Annotated in this window: 15 protein-coding genes; all 15 read left to right on the forward strand. The window is 30.7% G+C overall.

Translation table 11 applies throughout. The features are described 5' to 3' along the window. The first annotated feature begins 13 nt into the window (after window positions 1–13). The 15 genes from FYJ27_RS08350 (at window position 14) to sigE (ending at window position 16,539) form a co-directional block, all read left to right on the forward strand. Window positions 14–2,188, forward strand: a complete 2,175-nt coding sequence (locus tag FYJ27_RS08350; RefSeq protein WP_154484392.1) for a stage V sporulation protein D — start codon at window positions 14–16, stop codon at window positions 2,186–2,188. A 65-nt stretch (window positions 2,189–2,253) separates the two neighbouring features. After that, a complete protein-coding gene (locus FYJ27_RS08355) occupies window positions 2,254–3,720 on the forward strand; it encodes a UDP-N-acetylmuramoyl-L-alanyl-D-glutamate--2,6-diaminopimelate ligase (RefSeq protein ID WP_154484393.1) in 1,467 nt (488 codons plus the stop codon). 27 nt (window positions 3,721–3,747) lie between these two features. Next, on the forward strand, window positions 3,748–4,713 hold the full coding sequence (gene mraY / locus FYJ27_RS08360; RefSeq protein WP_154484394.1) for a phospho-N-acetylmuramoyl-pentapeptide-transferase: 966 nt from the start codon (window positions 3,748–3,750) through the stop codon (window positions 4,711–4,713). Between the two features lie 23 nt (window positions 4,714–4,736). Continuing rightward, window positions 4,737–6,098, forward strand: a complete 1,362-nt coding sequence (murD, locus tag FYJ27_RS08365; RefSeq protein ID WP_154484395.1) for a UDP-N-acetylmuramoyl-L-alanine--D-glutamate ligase — start codon at window positions 4,737–4,739, stop codon at window positions 6,096–6,098. Between the two features lie 3 nt (window positions 6,099–6,101). Beyond that, window positions 6,102–7,205 (forward strand): putative lipid II flippase FtsW, encoded by a 1,104-nt coding sequence (gene ftsW / locus FYJ27_RS08370; RefSeq protein ID WP_154484396.1) that lies wholly within the window; start codon window positions 6,102–6,104, stop codon window positions 7,203–7,205. Between the two features lie 6 nt (window positions 7,206–7,211). Next, the gene (gene murG / locus FYJ27_RS08375) at window positions 7,212–8,315 is read left to right on the forward strand and encodes an undecaprenyldiphospho-muramoylpentapeptide beta-N-acetylglucosaminyltransferase (protein WP_154484397.1); all 1,104 of its coding nucleotides are present in this window, start codon (window positions 7,212–7,214) and stop codon (window positions 8,313–8,315) included. 87 nt (window positions 8,316–8,402) lie between these two features. Next, the gene (murA, locus tag FYJ27_RS08380; RefSeq protein ID WP_154484398.1) at window positions 8,403–9,656 is read left to right on the forward strand and encodes a UDP-N-acetylglucosamine 1-carboxyvinyltransferase; all 1,254 of its coding nucleotides are present in this window, start codon (window positions 8,403–8,405) and stop codon (window positions 9,654–9,656) included. Window positions 9,657–9,707: 51 nt separating this feature from the next. Beyond that, window positions 9,708–10,469 (forward strand): cell division protein FtsQ/DivIB, encoded by a 762-nt coding sequence (locus FYJ27_RS08385; RefSeq protein ID WP_154484399.1) that lies wholly within the window; start codon window positions 9,708–9,710, stop codon window positions 10,467–10,469. A 10-nt stretch (window positions 10,470–10,479) separates the two neighbouring features. Beyond that, entirely contained in the window at window positions 10,480–11,211 is a 732-nt protein-coding gene (locus tag FYJ27_RS08390; protein WP_154484400.1) for a DUF881 domain-containing protein, read from the forward strand. 18 nt (window positions 11,212–11,229) lie between these two features. After that, a complete protein-coding gene (locus FYJ27_RS08395; RefSeq protein ID WP_195839106.1) occupies window positions 11,230–11,961 on the forward strand; it encodes a DUF881 domain-containing protein in 732 nt (243 codons plus the stop codon). A 1-nt stretch (window position 11,962) separates the two neighbouring features. Then, entirely contained in the window at window positions 11,963–12,340 is a 378-nt protein-coding gene (locus FYJ27_RS08400; RefSeq protein ID WP_154484402.1) for a small basic family protein, read from the forward strand. Window positions 12,341–12,377: 37 nt separating this feature from the next. Then, the gene (gene ftsA, locus FYJ27_RS08405) at window positions 12,378–13,619 is read left to right on the forward strand and encodes a cell division protein FtsA (RefSeq protein ID WP_154484403.1); all 1,242 of its coding nucleotides are present in this window, start codon (window positions 12,378–12,380) and stop codon (window positions 13,617–13,619) included. Window positions 13,620–13,644: 25 nt separating this feature from the next. Continuing rightward, complete coding sequence (gene ftsZ / locus FYJ27_RS08410) at window positions 13,645–14,739, forward strand: cell division protein FtsZ (protein WP_326831059.1); 1,095 nt, start codon at window positions 13,645–13,647, stop codon at window positions 14,737–14,739. A 162-nt stretch (window positions 14,740–14,901) separates the two neighbouring features. Continuing rightward, the gene (spoIIGA, locus tag FYJ27_RS08415) at window positions 14,902–15,798 is read left to right on the forward strand and encodes a sigma-E processing peptidase SpoIIGA (protein ID WP_154484405.1); all 897 of its coding nucleotides are present in this window, start codon (window positions 14,902–14,904) and stop codon (window positions 15,796–15,798) included. A 15-nt stretch (window positions 15,799–15,813) separates the two neighbouring features. Continuing rightward, on the forward strand, window positions 15,814–16,539 hold the full coding sequence (sigE, locus tag FYJ27_RS08420) for an RNA polymerase sporulation sigma factor SigE (protein ID WP_154484406.1): 726 nt from the start codon (window positions 15,814–15,816) through the stop codon (window positions 16,537–16,539). Window positions 16,540–16,550: the final 11 nt, after the last annotated feature.

Consider the following 16,550-nt stretch of genomic DNA (forward strand, 5'->3'; position numbering starts at 1 on the left):
GAGGGTTGGGCTAATGCCAGCACCTAGCAACAAAACAAAAAAACGATTAGTATTTATATTTTTTTCTGTATCATTTATTGTCTTTTTACTAATATTAAGATTAGGGTACTTACAAATTGTAAAAGGTGAGGAACTAAAAAAAGGTGCTCTTGAGCAATGGACTAAAGGTATCGAGATAAAGCCTAAAAGAGGAGTAATATACGATAGGAATGGAAAAAAATTGGCTATGAGTGTAAGTTCTTACACTGTATGGAGTAGTCCGGCTGATATTGATAAACCTAAAGAAACTGCTAAGATAGTAGCAGAGATATTAAAAATGGATGAAAAGGAAGTCTATGAAAAAATAACTAAGAACCAAAGAGTAGAAAAACTTAAACAGTGGATAACTAAGGAAGAAGCTGTAGAACTTAGGAAGGCAAATTTACCAGGGATTGAAATTATTGATGATAATAAAAGACATTATCCTTATGGCAGTTTTGCAAGCCATATAATAGGTTTTACAGATATTGATAATAACGGATTATATGGTATTGAAAAAGTTTATGATAAATATCTTAATGGAAGACCAGGTAAATGGATAAAAACTACAGATGCGAAAGGTAGACAACTTCCTTATGGAAGTGAGAAACTATATGAAGCGGAGGATGGTCTTAGTGTTGTATTGACTATGGATGAAACTATACAGCATTTCGCAGAAAAAGCAGCTTTAGAAGCCCTTATAAAAAACAATGCAAAAAATGTATCAGTTATAGTTATGGAGCCTAAGACAGGGGATATCCTAGCTATGGCTACTAAACCAGATTACGATCCAAATAACCCAAGAGAGCCAGTTGATGAAGGAATAAAAAACCAGTGGAAGGATTTATCACAAGAGGAATTACAAAAAAGATGGTATGATATGTGGAGAAATTTCACTATAAATGATGCTTATGAGCCAGGCTCTACTTTCAAGATAATAACATCTGCTGCTGGTTTAGAGGAAAATGTAACAACTCCAGATACAAACTTTTATTGTGGAGGCCATATAAAAGGGATTCCAGGTGCTAATATAAAATGTTGGAGATGGTATAATCCTCATGGAAGTCAAACTTTTACAGAGGGGGTTCAAAATTCTTGTAATGCTGTTTTTGTAGATGTAGGTAGGAGATTAGGAAATGAGAAAATGCTTAAATATATAAAAGCCTTTGGATTTGGAGAAAATACAGGAATAGATTTAACTGGTGAACAAGCGGGTATCATTCCTTCAGATCCAAAAAATATAAAAGAAGCAAATCTTGCAACAATGTCTTATGGCCATGGGATAGCAGTTACTCCAATTCAACTTGTGACGGCTGTTTCGGCTATAGGTAACGGTGGAGAATTAATGAAACCTAGGATAGTTAAAGAACTAATAGATGAAGAAGGAAAAGTTGTTCAAAGTTTCAAGCCTGAAGCTAAAAGAAAGGTTATATCTGAGGAAACTTCAAAAACTTTATTGGAAATACTAGAGTCGGTAGTGTCGGAAGGTACAGGTAAAAAAGCTTATGTTCCTGGGTACAAGATAGGTGGAAAGACTGGAACAGCTCAAAAAGTAATAGACGGAAGATATGCACCAGGAAAATATATTGCTTCTTTTGTAGCAGTAGCACCAGCAAATGATCCTAAAATTGCTGTGTTAGTAGTGGTAGATGAACCAAGTGGTGGTAGTTATTATGGTGGAACTACTGCAGCGCCAGTAGCAAGTGAAGTAATTGAAGAGACTTTAAAGTATTTAGATATAAAACCTCAATACACAGAGAAGGAAAAAGAAGAATTTGTTAAAAAAGTTACAGTTCCAGATGTAAGAAACAAAAATATAGTAGCTGCAGGCAAAACTTTAACAAAGCTTGGTTTTAAATATAATACAGAGTTACCAAATATAAATGAAGATACTATAGTTATAGATCAATTTCCATTACCAGGCACTAAAGTTAATGAAGGTTCAATAATAGATTTATATTTTAATGAAAAAAGGAAAGAATCAAATGTAAATATAATGCCAGATTTAACTGGCAAAAAAAGAGAAGAGGCAGTTAAAATATTAGATGATTTGAAATTAAAATATAATTTCAATGGAAATGGTATAGTTGTAAATCAGAAGCCTAAAGCAGGCTCGGAAATAGATGAAAATATAACTGTTGAAGTTGAATTTTCAGATATTAAGGAGTAATATATTAAAGGGCGACTTAAGGTTGCCTTTTAATTAATTTTTACATGTAAGGTGGAGATTAAAACATGAAGATAAAAAATATAATCAAAGGATTGGAAGTAGAAAAAATTTATGGAAGTCTAGAAAAGGATATAAAAGGAATTAGCTATGATTCAAGAAAAGTAGGTTCTAACTATGTGTTTGTAGCTATAGAAGGGTTTGAATCTGATGGACACAAATATATAGATCAAGCAATTGAAAAAGGAGCTACTGCATTAGTAGTTACTAAAGATATAAAAGTAGATGAAGAAAATATTACTGTAATAAAAGTTAAAGATACTAGGGATAGTTTAGCTAGGATTAGCTCTAATTTTTATGGAAATCCTTCTGAAAAAATGAAACTTATAGGAGTTACAGGGACCAATGGAAAAACATCTATAACTTACTTAGTTAAAAGCATATTGGAAAAAGCCAATATGAAAATTGGAATAATAGGTACTATGGGGAGTGTAATAGGCGATGAATTATTTAATACATCAAATACTACTCCTGAATCATTGCTGATACAAGAATATCTTTATCATATGATAGAAGAAGAGACAAAAGCTTGTGTTATGGAAGTTTCTTCTCACTCACTAGATTTAAAAAGGGTAGAATATTGTAATTTTGATATAGGAATATTTACAAATTTAAGTAGAGATCATTTAGATTATCATAATACTATAGAAAACTATTTTAATGCTAAGTTAAAATTGTTTTATATGACAAATAAGTGTAATATTATTAATATAGATGATATTTATGGAAGAAGAATAGTAGAAGAAACTAAGGATTTAGATATCTCTACTATTACTTATGGAATAGTAGAAAAAGCTACTATTTATGCTACAGATATAGAATACCATTTGAATGGTGTAGATTTTAAATTGAATACGCCTAAAGGTTCGATAGATATATTATTTAATATACCTGGAGAATTCAGCGTTTATAATGCACTAGCAGCTGCTAGCTGTGCTTATTATTATGGAATAGGGTTAAATACCATAAAGGAAGGCTTACAGTCTGTAAAGGGTATTAAAGGAAGATTTGAAATAGTTCCTACTAATAGGGATTTTTCAGTTATTATAGATTTTGCTCATACTCCAGATGGACTCGAAAAAGTTTTGACTACAATTAGACAGTTTTCAGAAGGTAGAGTAGTAGCTGTTTTTGGAGCAGGTGGAAATAGGGATAGAACAAAGAGACCTATTATGGGTGAAACAGTAGGCAAATATGCAGATTTTTTAATTGTAACTTCTGATAATCCTAGACATGAAGAGCCAGGAAGAATAGTAGATGATGTAATAGAAGGGGTTAAAAAGGTAAATGAAAATTATATAAAAATTGTAGATAGAAAAGAAGCCATAGAATATGCAATTAAAAATGCAAGATCTAAAGATATAATTTTACTTGCAGGGAAGGGCCATGAAACATACACTATTATTGGAGATGAAGTTCTTCCATTTGACGAAAGACAAATTGTATTGGATATTTTGAAAAAAATGGAAAAATAAGCTATATACTAGAGAGGAGAAAGAATAATGGTTGATTATACCGACACAATACGAACTATAATTATTTCTTTTATTATAACTGTTATACTAGGTCCAATATTGATACCTGTTTTAAGGAAAATGAAAGTTGGGCAAAGTATTAGAGAGGAAGGTCCAAAAACTCATTATAAGAAGAGTGGTACCCCTACTATGGGTGGAATTATTATGATGATTGGACTTTTAATTACTGTTTTAACTTCAGGTATATTAAATAGGGATATATATATTTTACTTTTATCTACTTTTGGTTTTGGTCTTATAGGATTTATTGATGATTATATAAAGGTAGTCAAAAGAAGATCTTTAGGACTTAAGCCTTATCAAAAGTTGATTGGCCAGTTTATATTAGCTGCTTTACTGGCTATTTATCAGTCTAATACTTCTATGCTAGGTACTAAGATAATTATTCCGTTTGTAAGTAATAAATATTTAGATTTAGGAATGCTTTATATACCTTTTATAACTTTTGTGGTAGTGGGTACTGTAAATAGTGTGAATCTAACAGATGGATTAGATGGTTTAGCTACAGGTGTTACTTTAATAGTATTATCATTTTTCGGTTTAGTTTCATTAAATTGGGGAATGGATAGTGCTTCTATATTTTCCGCAGCATTAACAGGAGCATGCCTTGGATTTTTAGTTTTTAATGCTTATCCAGCTAAAGTGTTTATGGGAGATACAGGTTCTATGGCTTTAGGAGGTGCAGTGTCTGCTCTTGCTATATTATTGAATTTACCACTGATAATTCCTATAGTAGGAGGAATATATTTTGTTGAAGCATTGTCAGTTATAATACAAGTGACTTCTTATAAATTAACTGGAAAAAGGGTATTTTTAATGAGTCCCCTTCACCATCATTTTGAACAAAAAGGATGGTCAGAAACTAGAGTTGTAGCAGTTTTCTGGATTATAACTGTTATATTATGTCTAATTGGAGTAGCTAGTATAAACTAAATTTAGAAAGATAGGTGTTTGAAATGGAGTTAGAAAATAAAAATGTACTCATACTAGGTTTAGGGGTAAGCGGAGTGTCTACTGTTAAGGCTTTAAATAAATTGGGAGCCAATATTATAATAAGTGATTCTAAAAAAGAAGATGAACTTAAAGATTTTTTAAAGAGTATAGAATTATATTCTGTTAAACTTTTTCTAGGCACCAATGATGTTCCATTAGATGATATAGATTTGATTGTAAAAAGTCCTGGCATACCCCTTGATATACCAATAATTGAAAAAGCTAAAAAACTAAATATTGAAGTAATAACTGATATAGAGCTAGCTTATAGGATCATTCCTAAAAATAAATTCATAGCGATTACAGGAACAAATGGAAAAACTACTACTACAACATTGATGGGAGAAATTTTAAAAAAAGCTGGATATAGCTGTCATATTACGGGAAATATAGGTGTAGGAATACTTTGGGAAGCAGTTAATTCGAAAAAAGAAGATATTTTTGTAATTGAAGCAAGTAGTTTTCAATTAGAAAGTATTGATAAATTTAAACCTAAGGTAAGCGCAATTATAAACATAACTCCAGATCACATAAATTGGCATAAAACTTATGAAAACTATATTAATTCTAAAAAGAAAGTATTTAAAAATCAAGATAAGACTGATTTTACTGTGCTTAACTATGATGATGAAGTATTAAGAAATACAAAAGATAATATTAATTCAAATATAATATGGTTTAGTGTAAATAGCAAATTAAATAATGGAGTATATATTGATGGGAAAGATATTGTTATAAGTCATTATGGAAAAATTGTTAAAGTTATGCCTTGGAAAGAAATTAAAATTCCAGGAAAACATAATTTAGAAAATGCATTATCTAGTATTGCTATAGGCTGGGCAATGGGAATAGATGTAGAAGATATGGCAGACGTTTTAAGAAGCTTTGAAGGTGTAGAGCATAGGATTGAATATGTGACTAGTATTGAAGGAGTGAAATTTTACAATGATTCAAAAGGTACTAACTCTGATGCTAGTATTAAGGCAATAGAAGCATTAGAACCACCTCTTATAGTTATAGCAGGAGGAAAGGATAAGGGAACAGATTTTGATGATTTTATAAAATCTTTTAAAGGAAAAGTAAAGGCCTTAATTTTATTAGGTGAAACTAAAGATAAAATTAAAGAAACTGCAATTAAATATGGATTTAATAATATATATATAGTAGGCAGTATGAATGAAGCTGTTAACAAATCTTTTAAAATAGGAAATAGTGGAGATACGGTTTTACTTTCACCAGCTTGTGCTAGTTGGGATATGTATGAAAGCTTCGAAGAAAGAGGTAAGGATTTTAAAGAAGCTGTGTACAACTTAAAGGAGGATTAAATGATGGCAAAAAAAAGAGCTAGTGATTTTACCTTGCTTTTATCCACCATACTATTGGTATTTATTGGTATAATTATGGTATTTAGCTCTAGTTGGCCAGATGCACTTTACAAAATGAAGGATGGTTATCATTTCTTAAGAAAGCAGTTAATAGCAAGTTTTTTGGGGCTAGTAGGTTTAGTTTTTTTTATGAATTTTAATTATAAGAAATTGGATAAATTGTCCTTATTTATTTTTATTGCATCTTTGCTTTCAGGAATGCTTATTTTTACTCCACTTGGTGCGGAGTTCCATGGAGCTAGACGTTGGGTCAAACTAGGAGGATTTACCTTCATGCCTTCAGATTTAATAAAATTAGGGTCTGTAATATATTTATCGTCTTTTTTGTCAAAGAAGAAAGATGATATTAGGAGATTGGGAAAAGGTGTTATTCCTTCTCTTATTATTATAGGTATTTCCTGTGGAATGATCTATGCGCAAAAAGACCTTAGTACAAGTTTTACATTAGGTGTTACCCTTTTAAGTATTATGTTTATTGCTGGTATGAAGCTTAGTCATTTAGGTGCATTGATGGCTATGGGAGGTATTGGAGTATATAAGGCTATTTCAGGCGAAAGTTTTAGAGCTAAGAGATTTCTTGCATTTAAGGATTCTTTTGCTGATAAAGTTGGATTTGGATGGCAAGCTGTTCAGTCGCTATATGCACTAGGATCAGGTGGATTATTTGGTTTAGGCTTAGGAAAGAGTAGACAAAAGTTTTTTTACATACCAGAGCCTTATAATGATTTTATCTTTTCAATAATAGGTGAAGAATTAGGATTTTTAGGTTCTCTTACAGTTATAATGTTATTTTTATTGATTATATGGAGAGGAATAAAGATTGCTTTAAATACTGAAGATTTATTTGGATGCTTGTTAGCTTCAGGTATAACTGCTCTTATAACTATCCAATCACTTATTCATATAGCTGTAGTTACATCATCTGTGCCTACTACGGGAATACCATTACCTTTAGTTAGTTATGGGGGAACATCTTTAATTCTTTATATGGGCTCTATAGGTATACTTTTAAATATTTCAAGACATGCAGATTTAGATAGGAGTTGAAAATAAATGAAGTTTTTAATAACTGGTGGAGGCACTGGAGGACATATATATCCAGCTTTAGCTATTGCTAATGAAATAAGGGATAGATATAAAGATGCGGAAATACTATATGTTGGAACGAAAAAAGGTATGGAAAGTGAATTGGTTCCTAAAGAAGGATTTAACTTTAAGACCATAAGAGTGAAGGGTTTTCCAAGAAAGTTTTCAAAAGAAATGTTTAAAACTGTTAAGGAATTATTCTTAGGTCTTAACGATGCAAAAAAAATTATAAAAGAATTTCAACCAGATGTAGTAATTGGTACTGGTGGTTATGTATGTGGTCCAGTAGTCTATATTGCTAGCAAAAAAAAGATACCGACAATTATACACGAACAAAATGCCTTTCCTGGAATAACAAATAAGATTTTATCTAGATATGTAGATAAAATAGCTTTAAGTTTTGAAGAGTCTGTAAAATATTTTAAATATCCTAATAAAATATCTATTACAGGCAATCCAGTGAGGAAGAGCTTATTTCTGGTAGATAAAAATAGTGCATATAAAAAATTAAGTATTGATCCAGATATTCCACTGGTACTTTCTTTCGGTGGCAGTGGAGGGCAAAAAAAGCTAAATGACAGTATGTTTCATGTAATAAAAGAGAATGCTGATAATTCTAATATACAGATATTACACATAACAGGGAAAAGATTTTATGAAGATTTTACAAAGAAGTTAAAGAAAGAAAATATAGTTATTAAAGAAAATATAAAAATACTCCCCTATTTCTTTGATATGCCGGAAGGATTAAATATTGCAAATTTAGTTGTCACTAGTGCAGGGGCTATAACTATTTCTGAAATAACAGCTTTAGGCATACCAAGTATTATAATTCCTAAATCATATACAGCAGAAAATCATCAAGTATACAATGCAAAGGCTCTTGAAAAAAAAGGGGCTAGCCTAGTTATATTAGAAGAAGACTTAACAGGAGAAAAATTAAACAATAGTATAAAAAAATTGTTAGAGGATGAAGAAGAGCTTAGTACGATGAGAAAAAACAGTAAAAAACTTGGGAAAATAGAGGCGGTAAATGAAATTGTAGATATAATAGAAGGAATGATTGAATAATTATTTAGCATGTAACACCTTTTTAGAATATGCATAGAATATATTATGTGTAATACACAAGTTGTTGCATATTCTGGAGGTGTAATAATGGGAAAATATATAATTAATGGAGACGAAAGATTAGTAGGAGAAGTTTCTGTTTCTGGAGCTAAAAATGCAGTTTTACCTATTTTGGCTGCTACAGTTGTTGGAGGGAATAGGAGTACAATATTTAATACTCCAAATCTTAGAGATGTTGATATAATGGAAAAAATATTGCTTTCTATTGGATGCAAAGTAGAAAGAATGGACAATATTATGTATGTAGATTCTAGAAATTTAAGTAATACAAATATTCCAGATGAACTAGTTAGAGAAATGCGTTCTTCAATTATACTTATGGGTTCTATGCTGACTAGATGTGGTGAGACGAAGGTTTCTTATCCTGGCGGTTGTGAAATTGGTCCAAGACCTATTGATTTGCATTTAAAGGCTTTAAGGGAAATGGGCGCCAAAATAGATGAATCTCATGGATTCTTATATTGTCATTGTGAAAAATTAAAAGGCTGTGAAATACAATTGGATTATCCAAGTGTGGGAGCTACAGAAAATACTATACTAGCTGCTGTAAGGGCAAAGGGGACTACCGTTATAAGGAATGCAGCCAGAGAACCAGAAATTATAGACTTACAAAATTATTTGAATAAATGTGGTGCAAAAATATCTGGAGCTGGAACAAGTATTATAAAAATTGAAGGAGTCGAAAAGTTTAAAGATGTAGAATATACAATAATGCCAGATAGAATAGTTACAGGGACTTATATGGCAGCTTCCGCTTTAACAGGTGGGGAGGTTATAATAAAGAATGTAGAGACCAATCATATTCAAGCTATAGTTGCTAAATTGAAAGAAGCAGGTTGCTTGATATATAATGATAATAGTTCATTAAAAGTTATAGGACCTGAAAAAATAAATTATATTGAAATGACTCAAACATTGCCATATCCAGGATTTCCTACTGATATGCAAGCTCAAATGATGGCAGTTTTAAGCATAGCTGATGGCACAAGTATTATATCAGAAACAGTTTTTGAAAATAGATTTAAACATGCAGATGAATTAATAAGGATGGGTGCTGATATTAAGATCATAGGAAAAGTAGCTATAATTAAAGGGGTCAAAGAGCTTACAGGAGCTAAGGTGAAGTCGAAAGATTTAAGAGGAGGAGCAAGCTTAGTCTTAGCAGGCCTTGCAGCAAAAGGAACCACTGAAGTGGAAAATATATATCATATAGAAAGAGGATACGAAGATTTAGATGAAAATTTAAGGAAATTAGGTGCAGATATTATAAAAGTAGAATAGCAGCTATTTGCTGCTAATATCTGTAAGGACAAGCACTGGGTGGTGTAGACTATGATTGAGAAAAGAAAAGTGGATAAAAAGGTTAAAAAGAAGAAAAAAGGAATTATATTTTTTATATTTTTAATGACATTTTTTATATTTACTATTATATCTTTTAAAAATGGTTTGTTTAACATAACTTCAATAGATGTTGTGGGAAATAAAAAATTATCTAAAGAACAAGTTATTAGAGCTTCAGGTGGTACTACAAATGAGAACATATTTAAAGTCAGTTTGAAAAATATGGAGATAAATTTAAAAAGACATCCATATATAAAAGAAGCGAAAGTAAAGAGGAAACTTCCTGATAAATTAGCAGTTAATATAGTAGAGAGAAGAGAAAAGTTTAGTATACCTTATATGGAATCCTATGTATACTCTGATGGTGAAAGCTTTGTTTTGAGAATTGAATCTGAGCCTGATGTGGAAAAAGTTCCTATAATTATAGGAATAAATATAGAAAAGCCACAAATTGGAGATGAAATTGTTTTAGAAAAGGGTAAAGATATAGAAGAATTAGAGAACTTTATTAAGATAGCTGATGAAGTTAAATTATTAGAACAGGTGAAAAGCATTGATTTTTCAAAAAAAGAAAACATTGATATTAATTTAAGAAATGGAATTAAGGTTGCGTTTGGACCTCTAAATAATGTAAAATATAAATTAAGCTACCTTTATAGCATATTAGAAGATGTTTCAAAAAAAGACTTAAATTGTAAATATATATATTTTAATAAAGGGGAGAATCCAATTATAGTAACAGATGATAAATAGGAGGATTTAAATGAAAAAGGTTGAAGGACGAGTTGCTATTGCATTAGTATGTGTTTTTTTAGGAATTATTTTAGCTATACAATTTAAGACTGTAAACAAAACAATAGGCGAAGGGGTTTTACCTACTCAAAAGGCTCAGCAGCTATCTATTGAATTGAAGAAAGCTCAAGATGAAAGAGATGGACTTAGACAGGAATTAGATGATATTGAAGAAAAGATTAGTCAATATGAAAAAGGAGAATCTGAAAAGAATGTATATACAGAAAATCTATATAAAGATTTAGAAAAATATAGAATGTTTGCAGGATATCTAGATTTGCAAGGGCCAGGAATTGTTTTGGAAATCAACGATCCACCTATGGATGTTCAACTTGGCGAAGAATCGAGCATAGTAGATGATTATGATATTATTTTACAGATAATAAGTGTTTTAAATGCTTCCGAAGCAGAAGCCATATCTATAAATGATCAAAGATATACTTCTTATACTGAAATAGTTAGAGCTGGAAATCATATAGAGATAAATGGAGTATCTGTAGGAGCACCTATAGTTATAAAGGCAATAGGAGATCCTTCATTACTTGAATCTTCGTTGATTTTTAAGGGTGGGATATTGTGGTATTTAGAAAATTATTCTGATTATATTGTTCAATTAAAACAAGAAAAAAATATTCAAATTCCTAAGTATAGAAAAACCCAAAATTTTACTTATGCAAAACCAAAAGTTGAAAGTGCTAATTAACGCCCTAGGGGGATGGATATGAAGAAAGTTAGCAGTACTAATATTACGCTACTTGTTTTTAGTATATTTCTAGGTTTTTTTGCTGTAACTCAAATGAAACAAAATGTAGAGAGTTATAATTTAGTTACTTTAAAATCTATACAAGTTACTAAAAATGAGATAAATAATACTTATGATGAAATTAAAGAGATGGAATCTCTTATTAAGAGTAAAAAAGAAGAATTAGAGAAATTAGAAGGAATTAAAAAAAATGATGCTGAAAATATACATGATATTTTGGTTGAAGGAACAGAAACTACCAAAGTTGCTTCTGGATTTACCGATATGGAAGGCCCTGGTATAGTTATAAAGATGTGGGACAATCAAGACACAGAAATTAAAGGTGTTGAAATAAGTGACGATGTAATTCATGATATGGATATACTTATGATACTAAATGATCTAAGAATAGCAGGGGCTGAGGCAATAAGTATAAATGGTCAAAGAGTCATGCCTATGTCTGAAATAAAATGTGGGGGTCCTATAGTAAAGATTAATGGGAAAAGCTTAGGAACTCCTTTTGTCATAAAAGCTATAGGAGATCCAAAACTTTTAAATGCAGCTGTAAATGCTCCAGCAACTCATGGCTATGAACTTAAAAATTTTAATAAGATAAATATTGAATCTAACATAGAAGATAATGTCTTTGTACCTGGATATTCTGGCAGGTTTAGATTTAAATATGCAAAACCTATAAAAGAAGGTGATTAAATTGTTATTTGCAATAATAGGAATTTTAGTAGGGGTAATTGTTGGACTTGTGCTACCTATAACTTATAGTCCAACTTATGCATTATATATATCAGTTGCTATATTAGCTTGTCTTGACTCGGTATTTGGAGGAGTGAGGGCTAACTTAGAAAATACATTTGATACTAGAATATTTATATCAGGTTTTTTTGGAAATGCGATATTGGCTGCTTTTTTAGCTTATATTGGTGATAGGTTAGGAGTACCACTTTATTATGCAGCTATTTTTGCTTTTGGAGGAAGATTATTTGACAACTTTGCATCTATTAGGAGAATACTGTTATTTAAAAGAACTGTAAGAAAAAAGAAGGGAAAAAGTGAAAATGAATTGGAAAATTAGACATTTTAAGTAGATTTAGGCTAAAGGGGGCATATTTATGGATGAATATATTACCTCCATTGACCTAGGAACTTCAAAAGTATGTGTTATTATCAGTGAAATAGATCAAACAGGACAACTTCAAATAATAGGAGTTGGGGTCTGCCCTTGTGAAGGGATTAAAAAAGGTGTTGTGGTAGATATTGAATCTACTTCTAGAGCTATACTATATGCACTAGAGCAAGCTGAAAATATGGCAAATGTGGAAGTGAACACAGCTTATGTAAATATACCTGGTGGGTATTCTAAAGTTATAAGGAATAAAGGTATAATTGCTGTATCTGGAGAAGATAAAGAGATTGACTCTGATGATGTAAAGAGGGTTTTAAATTCTGCAGCCATACTTTCTTTACCACAGGATCAACAGATAATAGATATAATCCCTACTCAGTATATAATAGATGGCTATGATGAAATAAAAGATCCTGTCGGAATGGTAGGAATTAGACTAGAGGCAGATGTAGATATTGTCATAGGTTCTACTACAACAATCTTAAACACTGTTAAAAGCGCAAATGAAGTAGGTATGGAGGTTTTAGGAATAATACCTGAGCCTTTTGCAGCTTCTGAATCTGTATCTAATAGAGATGAAAGAGGACTAGGAGTTTTAATAATAGATATAGGAGCTGGAACTAGTGATTTCTCAGTTTTTAAAAATGATAAATTGATATACAATGATTTAGTCCCTATTGCAGGGAACCATATAACAAATGACATATCTGTAGGGTTAAGAATTTCTTTTAATGAAAGTGAAAAGATAAAAAGAAAATTTGGTATAGCTTATACCCCTTTAGCTAGCGATGAAAAGATGTTAAAGGTTAATCCCATTGGTATAGATGAAAAAATAAATATTTCTGAAGTCCAATTGTCTAAGATAATTGAAGCTAGATTAGGGGAAATTTTTGAAATTATTAATGAAGAACTTATTAAAAATGATTTAAAAGAAGAGATATTGACTGGAGTAGTATTGACTGGTGGGGGCGTTGGATATTTCCCAGGTTCTAAGGAACTTGCTAAAGAGATATTTAATCTACCTGTAAGAATTGGTAAACCTAAATTTATAGGAATTGATGAGCCTATATATTCTTCAGGTGCAGGGTTAATTAGTTATTCTCTTGAAAGGAAATTTAATTATTATATAGAATGTAATGATGTAGAGGTGAAAAAAAGTAAGTCTAAGAAGAATTCAGGAAATAGTATAACATCTTTTTTTAGAAGAATATGGGATGAATATTTTTAGCATATTAGATAAGGGGGTTTATGACGTGTTTGACTTTGATGTGGAAGTAGAAGAATTTGCACATATTAAAGTTATAGGTGTTGGTGGAGGCGGTAATAATGCCGTCAATAGAATGGTTGAGTGTGGTGTTCAAGGTGTCGAGTTTATTGCCGTAAATACAGACAAGCAAGCATTGCAATCATCTAAAGCTGAAACTAAGTTGCAAATTGGAGAAAAATTAACTAAAGGATTAGGAGCAGGAGCTAATCCAGATATAGGGATGAAAGCAGCAGAAGAAAGTAGAAATGAAATTGCTAATGCATTAGAAGGCGCAGATATGATATTTATTACAGCAGGTATGGGAGGAGGTACTGGTACAGGAGCTGCACCTATAGTGGCAGAGGTGGCAAAAGAAATAGGAATATTAACTGTAGGAGTAGTTACTAAACCTTTTACCTTTGAAGGAAGACGAAGGATGGTTCATGCTGAAAAAGGTATTGAAGAATTAAAGGATAAAGTAGATACATTAGTTACTATTCCAAATGATAGATTATTGCAAGTTGCAGAGAAAAAAACTACTATCATGGAAGCATTTGCCATGGCTGATGAAGTACTAAAACAAGGTATTCAAGGTATTTCAGATTTAATAGCTGTACCAGCTCTTATTAATTTAGATTTTGCCGATGTGAAGACTATTATGTATGATCAAGGAATAGCTCATATGGGTATTGGACAGGCAGCTGGAGATAATAGAGCACAAGATGCAGCAAGACAAGCTATTCAAAGTCCACTTTTAGAAACTTCTATTGAAGGGGCTAAAGCAGTACTTTTAAATATAACTGGTGGAGCAGATTTAGGAATATTTGAAGTTAATGAAGCTGCCGATTTAATTAGACAATCAGTAGACCAAGATGCAAATATAATATTTGGAGCAGGAATAGATGATTCATTAAATGAAGAATTAAAAATAACTGTTATAGCTACTGGTTTTGAAGAATTAAGGAAAAAACCTACTGTTAGAAGAAGTATAGAAGAGACAAATGCTGATGAAAAATTAAAGAATAGGGAAGAAATATCAGACAGTCAATTTGATTTAGATGACTTAGATATACCTACTTTCCTAAGAAAAAAAGATAGATAAAAATAAATATTATGTCAAAAAATCGTTTCTCAAAAAGAGAGACGATTTTTTTTGAGCCTAAGAAATGACAATATTTTCTATACATATAATATATAATAGACATAAAATTATTATAACTTGAATAAAAGTAGAGTATAGAGTTTTTTTAAAAGGGGGCATTATATGTATATTTATGCTGAGTACTTGATAATGGAAAATGTTATTATTAATTATATTATACTATATGTCACTAAAAAGATTACTAGAACAGAAACAAGTAAATCAAGGCTTTTAATAGCGGCGCTTATAGGCTCAGTTTATACTTTAGTAATGTTTTTTCCATCCCTTAATTTTATGACTAAATTCACAGTGAAAGTTGCTATATCTGTGCTGATAATCATATTTGCATTTAATCCAGAAAAATTTTCAAATTTTATTAGATTGTTATCTACTTTCTATGTAACAGCTTTTGTATTTGCTGGTGCTACTTTTGCCTTATTTTATGTGATGAATACAAATTTTTCAGTTTATAATGGTGTGTTTTATATAAAAGATTTTCCAATAAGATTTTTAATATTAGGCATTACTTTATCTTTTATTCTAATAAAATATGTATTCAAATACTTACAAATAAAATTAGGAAAAACAGATGTTCTAACGAATGTAATAATAAACTTAAATAATAAACAAGCTAATATAGTGGCTTTAGTTGATACAGGTAATTCTCTAAAAGAGCCTATAAGCCAAAGACCTGTAATAATAGTTGAATTTTTTGCTATAAAGGATTTGCTTCCAGAAAAGGTTCAGAATTTATTTTTAGAAAATGAAGATTTAGATCTAGATGAGATTACAGATATTATGATAGAGTCTGTAGATGAAATAAAGCTTAGAGTTATACCATTTAAAGCTATAGGAACAGAAAATGGTATCTTATTAGGATTTAAACCAGACGAGATTTTAATAATGAATGAAGCTACAGAAAGGAAGATAGAAGAAGAGATAGTGGTAGGGATCTATAATAATAAATTGTCTAATGACAATAAATATAAAGGGTTACTTAACCCAGAAATTTTATACTAAGGGGATGACAATGGTATGAAGAATTTAGTAAAAATTAGAATGAAGGTTAGTTTGTTTTTATTTAAAGCAGGTTCAAAATTTAAAATGTTAAAAGAAGTATTTTATATTGGAAGTGGAGAAGTGCTTCCGCCACCTTTGAAACCAGAGGAAGAAATGGATTTAATATCTCAATTAAAAGAAGAAAATAATAGTGTGAAAGGTACTCTTATAGAAAGGAATTTAAGACTGGTTGTTTATATAGCTAGAAAATTTGAAAATACAGGGGTATGTGTAGAAGATTTAATTTCTATTGGAACAATAGGACTTATTAAAGCTGTTAATACTTTTAATCCAGAAAAAAAGATAAAACTTGCCACATATGCTTCTAAATGTATTGAAAATGAAATACTTATGTATTTAAGAAGGAATAATAAAGTTAAGTCAGAAGTATCTTTTGATGAACCATTAAATGTAGATTGGGATGGAAATGAGCTATTACTTTCAGATGTACTGGGGACTGATGCAGATATTATATTTAAGTATTTAGAGGAAGAAATAGATAGAGAGCTTCTAGATCAAGCAATAGATAAATTATCTGGTAGAGAAAAAAAGATAGTTGAGCTACGCTTTGGACTTAAAAATGGTCAAGAAAAAACCCAAAAAGAAGTTGCTGATATATTAGGTATATCCCAATCTTATATTTCAAGACTTGAAAAAAGGATTATTAAAAGACTTGAAAAAGAAGTAAGTAGAATGGTCTAATAACAAGGGAT

It is taken from the genome of Anaerosalibacter bizertensis (genome assembly GCF_009696605.1).
Taxonomy (GTDB): domain Bacteria; phylum Bacillota; class Clostridia; order Tissierellales; family Sporanaerobacteraceae; genus Anaerosalibacter; species Anaerosalibacter bizertensis.

Coding starts and splice junctions, on each gene's coding strand:
- sigE (WP_154484406.1), top strand. CDS start 15,814: ATGAAGAATTTAGTAAAAATTAGAATGAAGGTTAGTTTGTTTTTATTT.
- murA (WP_154484398.1), top strand. CDS start 8,403: ATGGGAAAATATATAATTAATGGAGACGAAAGATTAGTAGGAGAAGTT.
- ftsW (WP_154484396.1), top strand. CDS start 6,102: ATGGCAAAAAAAAGAGCTAGTGATTTTACCTTGCTTTTATCCACCATA.
- spoIIGA (WP_154484405.1), top strand. CDS start 14,902: ATGTATATTTATGCTGAGTACTTGATAATGGAAAATGTTATTATTAAT.
- murG (WP_154484397.1), top strand. CDS start 7,212: ATGAAGTTTTTAATAACTGGTGGAGGCACTGGAGGACATATATATCCA.
- FYJ27_RS08395 (WP_195839106.1), top strand. CDS start 11,230: ATGAAGAAAGTTAGCAGTACTAATATTACGCTACTTGTTTTTAGTATA.
- FYJ27_RS08390 (WP_154484400.1), top strand. CDS start 10,480: ATGAAAAAGGTTGAAGGACGAGTTGCTATTGCATTAGTATGTGTTTTT.
- mraY (WP_154484394.1), top strand. CDS start 3,748: ATGGTTGATTATACCGACACAATACGAACTATAATTATTTCTTTTATT.
- FYJ27_RS08355 (WP_154484393.1), top strand. CDS start 2,254: ATGAAGATAAAAAATATAATCAAAGGATTGGAAGTAGAAAAAATTTAT.
- FYJ27_RS08350 (WP_154484392.1), top strand. CDS start 14: ATGCCAGCACCTAGCAACAAAACAAAAAAACGATTAGTATTTATATTT.
- ftsA (WP_154484403.1), top strand. CDS start 12,378: ATGGATGAATATATTACCTCCATTGACCTAGGAACTTCAAAAGTATGT.
- murD (WP_154484395.1), top strand. CDS start 4,737: ATGGAGTTAGAAAATAAAAATGTACTCATACTAGGTTTAGGGGTAAGC.
- FYJ27_RS08385 (WP_154484399.1), top strand. CDS start 9,708: ATGATTGAGAAAAGAAAAGTGGATAAAAAGGTTAAAAAGAAGAAAAAA.